This window comes from Citrobacter europaeus (genome assembly GCF_037482245.1).
GTDB classification, from domain to species: Bacteria; Pseudomonadota; Gammaproteobacteria; order Enterobacterales; family Enterobacteriaceae; genus Citrobacter; species Citrobacter europaeus.
Genome location: NZ_CP148084.1, coordinates 5,078,163 through 5,091,808, shown reverse-complemented (window position 1 = coordinate 5,091,808; position 13,646 = coordinate 5,078,163). Strand labels below are relative to the sequence as shown.

Sequence of the window (13,646 nt, the reverse complement as noted above, 5' to 3'; positions counted from 1 at the left end):
ATTAACGCCGCCAGCGTCTGAGCAGGCGGCTTCGCATCCCGGTATCAAAGCGCCAGATATGATCGAAAATGCGCATGATGCCGGGTTTGCCATGTGCAGACATCGCCACCGCGTGAAATCTGTGCTGGTGTACCCGCTGTAATTCCCCCACTTTGCTGACGACCTCATCGGGTAATCGCTGAGCGATAAAATCAGAGATAACCACCGCATCGGCATCAAACCATTCCCGACCCTGCATGCGCTCAATAATGGCGCGAAAACAGCTGGCAATATCGGTACCGCCACGAAAGCGCTGACTTAAAAAACGAATCGCCTGTTCGATACCCTCTGGACCAGACAGCTCATAGCGCACCACTTCTGTTGAAAACAGCATAATGAAACAGCGCCGGTTATCGGCCAGGGCGACGCGCATTAGCGCCAGGCAAAAGGCTTTCGCACACTGTTCATTGAACCCGCCCATTGATCCCGACGTATCTACGCAAACAATAAAAGGCCCGCGCGGCTGCTCATCAAAATCCTGATGCACCACCGGACGTTCCGTTACTTTCTCGCGCCATGCTTCGCCGTGCAGACGATAGGTCAGCAGTTGCTTTTCCACCAGCCTACGATAGAACTCGTATTCCAGTTCGGTAATGCCCAGCGTGGCCAGTTCAGGAGGTAGCAAGCGCAGGATGTCGTCGCTTTGCTGGATGCCATCCACCTGTTCCGGGACGGTTGCCGGTTCGCGTACCAGGGTACGGAAGGTTTCCATTGGCGCATCTTTACGCGGCACGGATTTCGCTTCTCTGGAACGGCCTAACTGCTCAGCCAGACGCTGGAGTTCGGGCTGTTGCGTCAGGAATTCGCCATATTTAACCAGCAACTGATAATCACCGCGCTTGATTTGACCCGCGCTCATATCCCATAACCGGCCTGCGGCGTTGTCATTTTCTGCCAGTACGGGTTCCAGTTGCCCGCTAAGGGTCATCCGTTCCTGTACTTCACTGAGCAAATGTTCGCGTTCTTCTTCCAGCAGTTGCTGATTCAGGGTTGTGGTTTGCACCACCAGACTCAGGCGCCAGCGCTGAAGAAAAAGCGTATGGAGGGCAGGCGTAAACGCGCTGTTGTCATTGACCAACTGTTGCGCTTGTCCGGCCCACGGCGAATGGAGGCGGTGCAATAGCGACAATATTTGCGGTAGCTGGACGATAAACTGCGCATGAGAGAGGAGTTGGCTTTGCTGATAACAAATGACCTCTTCCGCCAACTCCGGCGGCACATGGGTATCTTTAAGGCGGCTACGCAAAGATTCACGCCAGCGCGGTATATCTTCAGCGATCGCTTTTTTGAGGCGGGGGAATTTTTTAAAAAAGACCACCATCTTTGGAGAAGCCAGCAGGGCGACGATCATCTCTTCGATCATCGCCTCTTCACTGACTGCCAGCATGATGTTGAGTGTATCAAGGGTCAGCATTGTTGCGCCTGGCGGATTTGCGCCCCGACATCCTGCAGGCTGGCCTCAATGCGGCCTAACCAGTCGCTATGAATAAACAGACATTTTTGCTGCTCGCTAAATGCGCTGTGCTGCTGGTGCCACTCGTTATCAAGTGCTTCGAGCTCTTGTTTTATCTCTGCAGGCATACTCTCTTGTGAAGAACCGGGCAATGCCAGTCGAGAGCCTTGCAAACTGACATCACGCACGACCAGGTGCTGCGCGCTATCCACTTCCATGTTCAGCGTCTGGGCAAAACCGATCCCGTTTAATTTTCCGCGGATCTCACCACCTTTGGTGAGCCACAACTCCAGTGCGCCACGTTCGAAAGCAATATGGATAACTTCCATGTCATGCAGCTTTAAGGGCTTTTGCAGGAGTAATGTTACGACAGAAGACGTAGCTTCCGGCGGTAAATCATAATGAGGGCGACGGCTGAACATGCCGCCCTGGCGGATCACCGTGAACGCCGTTTTGTCGCTTTGCTGCTGCTGGAGTTGAATGCGGCGCTGCACAATACCGCCCAGTCGCGTCAGCATGGCTTGCTGCTGCCATGCGTGTCCGGTCATCAATATTTCCAGCTGTTGTTGCATCAGATTCAGGCTTTGCGCGTCGTACCACAGGCAATCTTTCAGCAGGATCAGGTCGATAGGTACTACGGCATCACGTCCGCTAAAGAAAGCGCTGGCCTGGAGTAAGCGAATGGCTTTTTTCCAGCGCCGATCGGACACATAAGGGGCATTCGGTAGCGTGTCCAGTTGCTGGCGCAACGTGAAAATAAGCTCAAACACGCGATCGGGAAGCTTGATGGCGCCAATGTCCTTTTGCCACTGGTTATACTCTTCATCCGTCACCTGTAACGACGCCGGGACCGGATTGTCGCTTTCATCTTGCTGACTTAACAGCATCGATCGGAAGTTGGCTTTGTCCTGAACTTTATCCAGCCACAGGCGAATCAGCATACGGTCGTACAGTGCTTCCAGGCTGCTGTCTGCTTCTGGCAGTTCATTGGAGGCTGCCACCAGCAAGCGCATCGGGATTTTCTCTTCATGCGCGCCGTTACGAAAGTGGCGTTCGTTGATGGCGGTTAGCAGGGTGTTAAGAATCGCCGGGCCCGCCTTCCAGATTTCGTCGAGAAAGACGATTTCAGCTTCAGGAAGATAGCCTGCGGTTAAGCGTTCATAGCGACCTTCATCTTTAAGGGCTTGAATCGACAGCGGGCCGAAAACCTCTTCCGGTGTAGAGAAACGCGTCATCAGGTATTCGAAGGCGCGAGCATTTTGAAAAGCAAATTTCAGTCTGCGGGCAATTAAGCTTTTCGCAATCCCGGGAGGACCTAATAAGAAAACGCTCTCGCCGCTGAGTGCAGCCAGCAGACACAGGCGAATAGCGTGGCTACGTTCATAAAGTCCCTTTTCCAGCGCATTGCTCAGACGGGAAATTCTTTCCGCTAATAAATGTGGGTGAGCCATAATGAAGTGGCGTCCTTTCGCCGAATGTACTGCATAAACTGCGAGTATAGATGCTTCACACCAGTGCAGTAATAGACTGAAGGTGCGCTTATTTTTCTTTGAGCCAGATTAATCTGGTCTCATTTAGGGGTACGATTTTGCGATTAATCGTGCATACTGTGCGCCTTTTTGTGGGCCAAGGGACGACGCACACATTTCTTATATATACACCAAATCAATCAAGCTGCACCAAGGCGGCAATGGAGTTTTCTCCGGGGATGGGGGGAATAACGAATGCAGCCCACGCGGAGGCGGCTTGAAAGATGATGTGTATAAACGAAAGACGAGTCTATGAGCACTGATAATAAACAATCATTGTCTGCGATTACCCTTGCGGCCATTGGGGTTGTCTACGGTGATATTGGTACCAGCCCACTTTATACGCTTCGTGAATGTTTGTCCGGCCAGTTTGGTTTTGGCGTTGAACGTGATGCCGTATTTGGCTTTCTCTCGCTGATTTTCTGGCTGCTTATCTTTGTTGTTTCCATTAAATACCTGACGTTTGTCATGCGCGCGGATAACGCCGGAGAAGGCGGGATCCTGACGCTGATGTCATTGGCCGGGCGCAATACCTCGGCGCGAACCACCTCCATGCTGGTGATTATGGGGTTGATTGGCGGCAGCTTCTTCTATGGAGAAGTGGTGATAACACCTGCCATCTCGGTGATGTCGGCGATTGAAGGTCTGGAGATAGTTGCCCCGCAACTGGACACCTGGATTGTTCCGCTCTCGATAATCGTGCTGACCCTGCTGTTTTTGATTCAAAAACACGGTACCGGCATGGTCGGTAAGCTGTTTGCGCCGATTATGCTGCTGTGGTTCCTGACGCTCGCGGTATTAGGTGTACGCAGTATTATTGGCAATCCGGAAGTGCTGCAGGCGCTCAATCCGTATTGGGCGGTGCATTTCTTCCTCGAATTCAAAACGTTGTCCTTTATAGCGCTGGGTGCGGTGGTGCTGTCGATCACCGGTGTTGAAGCGCTGTATGCAGATATGGGCCACTTCGGTAAGTTGCCGATTCGCCTGGCTTGGTTCTCCGTGGTATTACCTTCGCTGGTGCTGAACTATTTTGGTCAGGGGGCGTTGCTGTTAAAGCATCCTGAAGCGATCAAAAACCCGTTCTTCCTGCTGGCGCCGGACTGGGCGTTGATACCGCTTCTGATCCTCGCCGCGCTGGCAACGGTCATCGCTTCACAGGCAGTTATCTCTGGCGTCTTCTCGCTGACGCGTCAGGCCGTACGTCTGGGGTATTTGTCACCGATGCGTATCATTCACACTTCGGAAATGGAATCTGGCCAGATCTACATTCCTTTCGTTAACTGGATGCTCTATTTTGCGGTGGTTATCGTGATTGTGAGCTTTGAGCACTCCAGTAATCTGGCCGCTGCGTACGGAATTGCGGTGACGGGAACGATGGTGCTGACCTCAATTTTGTCGACCACCGTGGCGCGCAAAAACTGGCACTGGAATAAATACTTTGTCTTCCTGATCCTGGTGGCGTTCTTGTGCGTCGATATTCCGCTGTTCTCCGCGAACCTCGATAAACTGATTTCCGGCGGTTGGCTGCCTCTGACGCTGGGGCTGGTGATGTTCACCATCATGACCACCTGGAAAAGCGAGCGTTTCCGTCTGCTGCGTCGCATGCATGAGCACGGCAATTCTCTGGAGGCGATGATTGCCTCTCTGGAGAAATCTCCACCGGTACGCGTGCCGGGAACGGCGGTGTATATGTCTCGTGCATTGAACGTCATCCCGTTTGCGCTTCTGCATAACCTCAAACATAACAAGGTGCTGCATGAGCGCGTTATTCTGCTGACGCTGCGCACGGAAGATGCGCCCTATGTTCACAACGTGCGTAGGGTGCAGATTGAGCAATTATCGCCCACCTTCTGGCGCGTGGTGGCCAGCTACGGTTGGCGCGAAACGCCGAACGTTGAGGAAGTGTTCCATCGCTGCGGTCTGGAAGGTTTAAGCTGTAGAATGATGGAAACCTCTTTCTTCATGTCGCACGAGTCGTTGATTGTCGGCAAGCGGCCATGGTATCTGCGTCTGCGTGGCAAGCTGTATCTGCTGCTACAGCGCAACGCGCTGCGCGCGCCGGACCAGTTTGAAATCCCACCGAACCGGGTTATTGAGCTCGGTACTCAGGTCGAGATTTAATCTCATCGACGCCCTCTTTCATCGCGAAAGGGGGCGTTTTGTTTTGTCCCTCTCAGTTTTCATTTCATCGAATGATAATCCTTGCGAAACGTTTCGATGACGATCACATTTTCGTAACGTCACGGTGGTTTTCTGTCCACTCTTCACACTACACTTATCTTCAGCGAAACGTTTCGCTAGTGGGGAAAGAAAATGAAGAAAGGCACGGTACTCAACTCTGAAATTTCAACGGTGATCTCCCGTCTGGGGCATACCGATACGCTGGTGGTGTGTGATGCAGGTTTACCCATCCCGAACAGCACAACGCGTATTGATATGGCATTAACCCAGGGCGTACCTTCTTTTATGCAGGTACTGGATGTGGTTACACGTGAAATGCAGGTCGAGGCGGCCATTCTCGCGTCGGAAATTAAACAACATAATCCGCAACTCCACGAAACGTTGCTTAAGTTCATTGAGCAACTGCAACAACACCAGGGAAACACCATTGAAATTCGTTACACCACGCATGAACAATTCAAAAAACAAACCGCAGACAGTCAGGCGGTAATTCGCAGCGGAGAGTGTTCTCCGTATGCGAATATCATTCTCTGTGCTGGCGTCACGTTCTGAGGCCATCATGAACGCATTACTGCAACTCAAAGGGATCGATAAAGAGTTCCCGGGCGTAAAAGCGCTATCCGGCGCTGCGCTGAATGTCTATCCTGGCCGCGTAATGGCGCTGGTGGGTGAAAACGGCGCGGGCAAATCCACCATGATGAAAGTGCTGACCGGGATCTACACCCGTGATGCCGGCTCTTTATTATGGCTGGGGAAAGAGACCACCTTTAACGGCCCGAAATCCTCCCAGGAAGCCGGAATCGGTATCATCCACCAGGAGCTGAACCTGATCCCGCAACTCACTATCGCCGAGAACATTTTTCTTGGCCGCGAGTTTGTGAATCGCTTTGGCAAAATTGACTGGAAAAAGATGTACGCCGAAGCCGATTTGCTGCTCGCCAAACTCAATCTGCGCTTTAAAAGCGACAGGCTGGTCGGTGAGCTGTCGATTGGCGATCAGCAGATGGTCGAAATTGCCAAAGTGCTGAGCTTTGAATCGAAGGTCATCATTATGGATGAACCGACGGATGCGCTCACCGATACTGAAACTGAATCTCTGTTCCGCGTCATTCGCGAACTGAAATCCCAGGGACGCGGCATTGTCTATATTTCTCACCGCATGAAAGAGATTTTCGAGATTTGCGATGACGTGACCGTTTTTCGCGACGGGCAGTTTATTGCCGAGCGTGAAGTCGCCTCGCTTACCGAAGACTCGCTGATTGAAATGATGGTGGGACGTAAGCTGGAAGATCAGTACCCGCGCCTGGAAAAAGCGCCGGGTGATATTCGCCTGAAGGTCGATAACCTGTGTGGCCCTGGCGTAAATGATGTTTCGTTCACGCTGCGTAAAGGCGAGATCCTTGGCGTATCAGGGCTGATGGGAGCCGGACGTACCGAGCTGATGAAAGTGTTGTACGGCGCATTGCCACGCACCAGCGGCTACGTCACGCTTGATGGCCATGAGGTTGTCACCCGTTCGCCGCAGGATGGACTGGCAAACGGCATCGTCTATATTTCTGAAGACCGTAAACGCGATGGTTTAGTGCTGGGCATGTCGGTGAAAGAGAACATGTCATTGACCGCGCTGCGCTATTTCAGCCGCGCCGGTGGAAGCCTGAAGCATAAAGATGAGCAGCAGGCGGTAGGTGATTTTATTCGTCTGTTCAATGTTAAAACGCCGTCGATGGAACAGGCTATCGGCCTGCTCTCCGGCGGTAACCAGCAGAAAGTGGCCATTGCGCGCGGTCTCATGACTCGACCCAAAGTCCTGATCCTTGATGAACCAACGCGCGGCGTTGACGTTGGGGCCAAGAAAGAAATCTATCAGCTTATCAACCAGTTTAAGGCCGATGGGCTGAGCATCATTCTGGTCTCCTCTGAGATGCCAGAAGTATTGGGCATGAGCGATCGAATTATCGTTATGCATGAAGGGCATCTCGGCGGTGAGTTCACTCGCGAGCAGGCCACTCAGGAAGTATTAATGGCTGCCGCTGTGGGCAAGCTTAATCGCGTGAATCAGGAGTAAAAAAGATGACTACCCAGGCTGTTTCTGGTCGCCGTTATTTCACTAAAGCATGGCTTCTGGAGCAAAAGTCGCTCATCGCTCTGCTAGTGCTGATCGCGATTGTTTCTACCATGAGCCCTAACTTTTTTACCGTTAATAACCTGTTCAACATTCTCCAGCAAACGTCGGTGAACGCCATCATGGCCGTTGGCATGACGCTGGTTATCCTGACGTCGGGTATCGATCTGTCCGTCGGTTCCTTGCTGGCGCTTACCGGTGCGGTTGCAGCGTCCATTGTCGGTATTGAAGTCAATGCGCTGGTGGCTGTTGCTGCGGCCCTGGCGCTCGGCGCTGCCATTGGCGCAGTCACCGGGGTGATTGTTGCAAAAGGCCGCGTGCAGGCGTTTATCGCAACTCTGGTGATGATGCTGCTGCTGCGCGGTGTAACCATGGTCTACACCAACGGCAGTCCGGTAAATACCGGGTTTACTGATAATGCCGATCTGTTTGGCTGGTTTGGTATTGGTCGTCCGTTAGGCGTCCCGACGCCTGTGTGGATCATGGGGGTTGTCTTCCTCGCGGCGTGGTACATGCTGCACCACACTCGTCTGGGCCGATATATCTATGCGCTGGGCGGTAACGAAGCGGCAACGCGTCTGTCCGGTATCAGCGTCAGTAAAATCAAAATTATCGTTTACTCACTGTGCGGTCTGCTGGCATCGCTGGCGGGCATCATTGAAGTAGCGCGCCTCTCCTCTGCGCAGCCAACGGCAGGTACTGGCTATGAGCTGGATGCAATCGCAGCGGTAGTGTTAGGCGGTACCAGCCTGGCGGGTGGTAAAGGACGTATTGTTGGGACGCTGATCGGCGCATTGATTCTTGGTTTCCTCAATAATGGTTTGAATTTGTTAGGTGTATCCTCCTATTACCAGATGATCGTTAAAGCGGTGGTGATTTTGCTGGCGGTACTGGTAGACAACAAAAAGCAGTAACAACGATTACAGGACATCTTAAATATGAACATGAAAAAACTAGCTACCCTGGTTTCTGCTGTTGCGCTGAGCGCCACCGTGAGCGCGAATGCGATGGCGAAAGATACCATTGCGCTGGTGGTCTCCACCCTCAACAACCCGTTCTTTGTTTCTCTGAAGGATGGGGCGCAAAAAGAGGCGGATAAGCTGGGCTACAACCTGGTGATTCTGGACTCACAGAACAACCCGGCGAAAGAGCTGGCTAACGTTCAGGATTTAACGGTTCGTGGAACTAAAATTCTGCTGATCAACCCGACCGACTCTGATGCTGTTGGTAACGCTGTGAAAATGGCTAACCAGGCTAAAATTCCGGTTATTACCCTTGACCGCGTTGCGTCCAAAGGCGAAGTGGTAAGCCACATTGCGTCTGATAACGTGTTGGGCGGCAAAATCGCGGGTGATTACATCGCGAAGAAAGCAGGTGAAGGCGCTAAAGTTATCGAACTGCAGGGTATTGCCGGTACTTCAGCGGCGCGTGAGCGTGGCGAAGGTTTCCTGCAGGCCGTTGCGGCACACAAATTTAACGTACTGGCCAGCCAGCCGGCAGACTTCGACCGCACCAAAGGTCTGAACGTCATGCAGAACCTGCTGACCGCGCATCCTGACGTGCAGGCCGTATTTGCCCAGAACGATGAAATGGCGCTTGGCGCGCTGCGCGCACTGCAAACTGCGGGTAAATCTGATGTGATGGTGGTTGGATTTGACGGCACTCCAGATGGCGAAAAAGCAGTAAATGATGGCAAACTGGCTGCGACCATTGCTCAGTTGCCGGATCAGATCGGCGCCAAAGGCGTTGAGACTGCGGATAAGGTCCTGAAAGGCGAGAAGGTTCAGGCTAAATATCCGGTTGACCTGAAGCTGGTCATCAAGCAGTAATACCGATTCAGGTCGCTCGCGGCCTGATGGAGACATAAATACGCCATCCCCGTATCTGGTTTTGGGGATGAAAGCGTAAAAAGAAAAGCAGGGCACGCGCCACCCTAACCCGGTGGCGCACTTTGACTTGGAACACCAAATATGAAAACCGCAGGCAACCTCGTTGTTCTTGGCAGTATCAATGCCGATCACATCCTTAATCTTAATTCTTTCCCGACACCTGGTGAAACCGTAACCGGTAGCCATTATCAGGTCGCATTTGGCGGTAAAGGCGCGAATCAGGCTGTTGCTGCGGGTCGTAGTGGCGCGAATATCGCATTTATTGCCTGTACGGGCGATGATGATATTGGCGAAAGTGTTCGTAAACAGTTAGCCAAAGATAATATCGATATTGCGCCGATTAGCGTAATTTCGGGGGAATCGACCGGTGTGGCGTTGATCTTTGTGAATGGTGAAGGCGAGAACGTCATCGGTATTCATGCTGGTGCGAACGCAGCGCTTTCGCCAGCTCTGGTGGAAGCACAGCATGAGCGTATTGCGCAGGCGTCAGCCTTACTGATGCAGTTAGAGTCGCCGATCGAAAGCGTACTGGCTGCGGCAAAGATTGCACATCAAAATAAGACCACGGTTGCCCTGAATCCGGCTCCGGCACGTGAACTTTCTGACGAACTGCTGGCGCTGGTGGATATTATTACCCCGAATGAAACCGAGGCTGAAAAGCTGACGGGGATCCGGGTCGAAAACGATGAAGACGCGGCCAAAGCGGCTCAGGCATTGCACGCGAAGGGGATCGATACGGTACTGATTACCTTAGGCAGTCGCGGAGTATGGGCCAGCGTAAAGGGTGAAGGTCAGCGTGTGCCAGGGTTTAAAGTTGACGCTGTTGATACCATTGCCGCTGGGGATACCTTTAACGGCGCGTTAATTACAGCGTTACTGGAAGAGGCTCCTCTGCCTGAAGCTATCCGTTTTGCACATGCCGCTGCGGCGATTGCGGTCACTCGTAAAGGTGCGCAGCCTTCCGTTCCATGGCGCGAAGAAATAGAAGCGTTTTTAAGTCAGCAGAGGTAACGCTTGGCTACAATGAAGGATGTCGCCCGCCTGGCGGGTGTTTCCACGTCGACGGTTTCTCACGTCATTAATAAAGATCGCTTTGTCAGTGAGTCTGTCACAGACAAAGTGCAAGCGGCGATTAAAGAGCTTAACTATGCCCCCTCCGCGCTGGCGCGTAGTCTCAAGTTAAACCAGACCCGCACTATTGGCATGTTAATCACTGCCAGTACCAATCCCTTCTATTCTGAGCTGGTGCGCGGCGTTGAACGTAGCTGTTTTGAGCGCGGTTACAGCCTGGTGCTGTGCAATACCGAAGGCGATGAACAGCGCATGAACCGTAATCTGGAAACGCTGATGCAAAAACGCGTGGACGGTTTGCTGCTGCTCTGTACGGAAACACATCAGCCTTCCAGAGAGATAATGCAGCGTTATCCTTCTATACCAACCGTGATGATGGACTGGTCGCCTTTTGATGGTGAAAGCGATCTGATTCAGGATAACTCCCTGCTGGGCGGGGATTTAGCCACGCAACATCTTATCGAAAAAGGTTTTACGCGCATTGCCTGCATTACCGGGCCGCTGGATAAAACTCCGGCGCGTTTACGTCTGGAAGGATATCGGGCGGCAATGAAGCGGGCGGGCTTGCCTGTCCCGGAAGGCTACGAGATTACCGGTGACTTTGAGTTCGGCGGCGGCTTTGAAGCTATGCAAACGTTGCTATCGCATAAACAGCGACCGCAGGCCGTTTTTACCGGCAATGATGCAATGGCGGTCGGCGCGTATCAGGCTCTGTACCAGTCGGGATTGCGTATTCCTCAGGATATGGCGGTGGTGGGTTATGACGATATCGAGCTGGCGCGCTATATGACGCCACCCCTGACGACCATTCACCAACCAAAAGATGAACTGGGCGAACTGGCCATCGATGTGTTAATTCATCGGATGGCGCAGCCCGCATTGCAGCAGCAGCGCCTGCAACTTACTCCTGTTTTGATGGAGCGGGGGTCGGTTTAGGCTTATGTCGCTCTTTAATCAGGTTGCGTCCATCTTTGGCTTTTAGCAGCATGAACATCAGCGCAGACACTACCGTGATAGCGCCCATCGTTATAAAGGTGTAGTGGAACTGCTCGACCGTATTGGTTCCTTCCATACCTTCATAGATTCGCAGAACGGCGGCGCTGATGGCGACCCCTAAACTGATTGATAACTGCTGAGTGACAGCCAGCACGCTGTTGCCGCTACTGGCGTTTTCATCGGTCAGATCCGCTAAAGTGATAGTATTCATTGAGGTAAACTGGGTGGACATCGCCATACCTAAAATGAACAACGGTAGGATCAGCATCCAGACCGGCATGGCGGGAGATTGCAGCGCGAACTGCGCAATCATCAGGCCGATAAACACCGTAACGCCGACCAGTGTGGTCCTGTAGCCGAGCCGGCGCAGTACCTGCGTCACCATTGATTTCGCCAGTATTGATCCCAGTGCCGTTGGCGCCATCATGCAACCGGCTATCAGCGCCGGGTAACCAAAGCCTACCTGTAACATCAGCGGCATTAAGAAAGGCACGCACCCTGTACCTAGACGAGTGGCGAGGTTTCCGGCGATCCCGACAGAAAAGGTTCGGGTTTTAAATATAGGAAGCGATATCAGCGGCGTTGGATGACGACGCGCATGGCGAATGTAGGCAAGCAGTAACAAAATGCTGGCAAGGATAATGCTGAGCGCTATCCAGGTTGCGACAAGCTTCTCACCGAAAAGCTCTACCCCGCTGGAAAACAACACCAGGCTCAAACCAAACAGAAAGAAACCGGTCATATCAAAACTGCGGCGCGGCGTGGTGAAGTTCGGCATATATTTGCGTGCATAGAAGATACCTGCCACGCCAATTGGAATATTAATCAGGAATATCCAGTGCCAGCTAGCCCATGTGACCAGTACACCGCCCAATACCGGACCTAAAATCGGCCCTACAAGTCCTGGCATGGTTACGAAGTTAAGCACGGGAAGCAGTTCGCTGCGGGGGTAAGCTCGCAATAATGCCAGACGGGCAACGGGCATCATCATGGCGCCGCCGATGCCCTGAATGATGCGGAAAATCACCAGTTCGCTTAGGGAGCTGGACAGCGCACAGGCCAGCGATCCCAATGTAAACAGGCTAACGGCAATCATAAAGACGCGCCGGGTGCCGAACCTGTCTGCCAGCCATCCACTCACCGGGATAAGCATGGCGACCGTCAGGGTGTAGCTGATAATGGCCGACTGCATGGCGAGCGGAGAGCGGTTAAGACTATGTGCTATTGCGGGTAAGGCGGTATTGAGGATTGTGGCGTCTAGTGCCTGCATAAAAAAGGCCATGGCGGCTATCCACGGCAGCCCGGCCATACTGCGTGATTTCTTTTCTGACATATTATTTATCCGGTAGCACGTTTGGTGCTATCAGCAATGCCTGACAGGCAGTGAAGGCGCGATCGCCATCGCTATCATCAATTGCATCAACAATGGCCTGGTGCAGATCCAGTTTAACCACGTCGTTATAGGTAATAGAAGTAAAGTAGGTCTGGTAAACGGAATGAAACAGTGATGCAAAGGATATAAGGAACGGATTCGCACTCATTTCATAGATGTGTTCATGCCATGCAATATCAACTTCAATCCAGCGCTCGCGTCTGAAGTTTCTTTTCAGCTCGACCATCTCTTCCATCAGCGTGTTGAGATGCGCTTTCTGTTCTGCCGTGCCTATGGTCGCCGCCAGTGAACACGCCTGAGGCTCCAGGCTGATACGCATCACCAGAAAATGTTTAATGACCTGTGGGAAATTATCTTCCGTCATCCACCAGGTGAGCAGTTCCTGATCGAGGAAGTTCCAGTTTGCTTGCGGCATGACGCGTGTACCAATACGCGGGCGCGGTAATACCATACCTTTTGCCGTTAACGTTTTTACCGCTTCTCTTACCGCAGTGCGACTCACGCCAAACTGATCGCCCAGCTCTATTTCGCCAGGCAATATCGCGCCTGGTGCGTATTCACCTTTTAATATTCGCTGAGCCAGCTTTTCGGCCAGAACGTAGGACAGGTTTTTCTGTGCGGCTAGCTGTTGGGCATTTAACGGCATGAATGTTCTTCCTTACTTATTTTCTTATTCATTAGTATGCCACCAGGAAATGTGATTGCGGCTGCAAAAACGGCAATTTGCTTATTTTATGGCATGTTAATGATGGTTTTGATGAAAAAACACGCACTCGGAAAGTTATTTTAAATTTCCCCTTGTCAGCCTGAAATAACTCCCTATAATGCGCCTCCACTGACACGGAACAACGGATTACAAGCCGCCGGGTCAGCGGGGTTCCACTGAGAACTCCGGCGAAGAAAGCGAAATTAAATGCTTGACTTCGTAGCGGGATGGCGTAATATGCACACCCCGCGCCGCTGAGAAAAAGCG

The 13,646-nt window shown here is 52.4% G+C and carries 11 protein-coding genes; 7 read left to right on the top strand and 4 right to left on the bottom strand.

Annotated elements, in window-relative coordinates:
* Window position 1: 1 nt before the first annotated feature.
* A complete protein-coding gene (gene viaA / locus WHR59_RS23850) occupies window positions 2–1,453 on the bottom strand; it encodes an ATPase RavA stimulator ViaA (protein WP_043018823.1) in 1,452 nt (483 codons plus the stop codon).
* The gene (gene ravA / locus WHR59_RS23845; RefSeq protein WP_047407695.1) at window positions 1,447–2,943 is read right to left on the bottom strand and encodes an ATPase RavA; all 1,497 of its coding nucleotides are present in this window, start codon (window positions 2,941–2,943) and stop codon (window positions 1,447–1,449) included. Before ravA ends, viaA begins: the two co-directional genes overlap by 7 nt.
* 330 nt (window positions 2,944–3,273) lie before the next feature.
* Between ravA and kup the strand changes: the two genes are divergently transcribed.
* From kup to rbsR, 7 genes are all read left to right on the top strand, one after another.
* Window positions 3,274–5,142 (top strand): low affinity potassium transporter Kup, encoded by a 1,869-nt coding sequence (kup, locus tag WHR59_RS23840; protein ID WP_075145440.1) that lies wholly within the window; start codon window positions 3,274–3,276, stop codon window positions 5,140–5,142.
* A 192-nt stretch (window positions 5,143–5,334) separates the two neighbouring features.
* Entirely contained in the window at window positions 5,335–5,754 is a 420-nt protein-coding gene (rbsD, locus tag WHR59_RS23835; protein WP_043018826.1) for a D-ribose pyranase, read from the top strand.
* Between the two features lie 7 nt (window positions 5,755–5,761).
* A complete protein-coding gene (gene rbsA / locus WHR59_RS23830; RefSeq protein WP_338843495.1) occupies window positions 5,762–7,267 on the top strand; it encodes a ribose ABC transporter ATP-binding protein RbsA in 1,506 nt (501 codons plus the stop codon).
* Between the two features lie 5 nt (window positions 7,268–7,272).
* On the top strand, window positions 7,273–8,238 hold the full coding sequence (gene rbsC / locus WHR59_RS23825; protein ID WP_043018828.1) for a ribose ABC transporter permease: 966 nt from the start codon (window positions 7,273–7,275) through the stop codon (window positions 8,236–8,238).
* A gap of 24 nt (window positions 8,239–8,262) precedes the next feature.
* Window positions 8,263–9,153, top strand: coding sequence for a ribose ABC transporter substrate-binding protein RbsB (gene rbsB / locus WHR59_RS23820; RefSeq protein WP_338843494.1), 891 nt, complete (start codon window positions 8,263–8,265; stop codon window positions 9,151–9,153).
* Between the two features lie 141 nt (window positions 9,154–9,294).
* Window positions 9,295–10,224 (top strand): ribokinase, encoded by a 930-nt coding sequence (rbsK, locus tag WHR59_RS23815; RefSeq protein ID WP_338843493.1) that lies wholly within the window; start codon window positions 9,295–9,297, stop codon window positions 10,222–10,224.
* Window positions 10,225–10,227: 3 nt separating this feature from the next.
* On the top strand, window positions 10,228–11,220 hold the full coding sequence (gene rbsR, locus WHR59_RS23810; RefSeq protein ID WP_087050730.1) for a ribose operon transcriptional repressor RbsR: 993 nt from the start codon (window positions 10,228–10,230) through the stop codon (window positions 11,218–11,220).
* On the opposite strand, the gene mdtD is transcribed toward rbsR, so the two are convergent.
* Both mdtD and WHR59_RS23800 read right to left on the bottom strand, forming a co-directional pair.
* Window positions 11,186–12,613 (bottom strand): multidrug transporter subunit MdtD, encoded by a 1,428-nt coding sequence (gene mdtD / locus WHR59_RS23805; RefSeq protein ID WP_043018831.1) that lies wholly within the window; start codon window positions 12,611–12,613, stop codon window positions 11,186–11,188. The genes rbsR and mdtD overlap by 35 nt on opposite strands.
* 1 nt (window position 12,614) lies before the next feature.
* Window positions 12,615–13,319, bottom strand: coding sequence for a FadR/GntR family transcriptional regulator (locus WHR59_RS23800; protein ID WP_043018832.1), 705 nt, complete (start codon window positions 13,317–13,319; stop codon window positions 12,615–12,617).
* Window positions 13,320–13,646 lie beyond the last annotated feature (327 nt).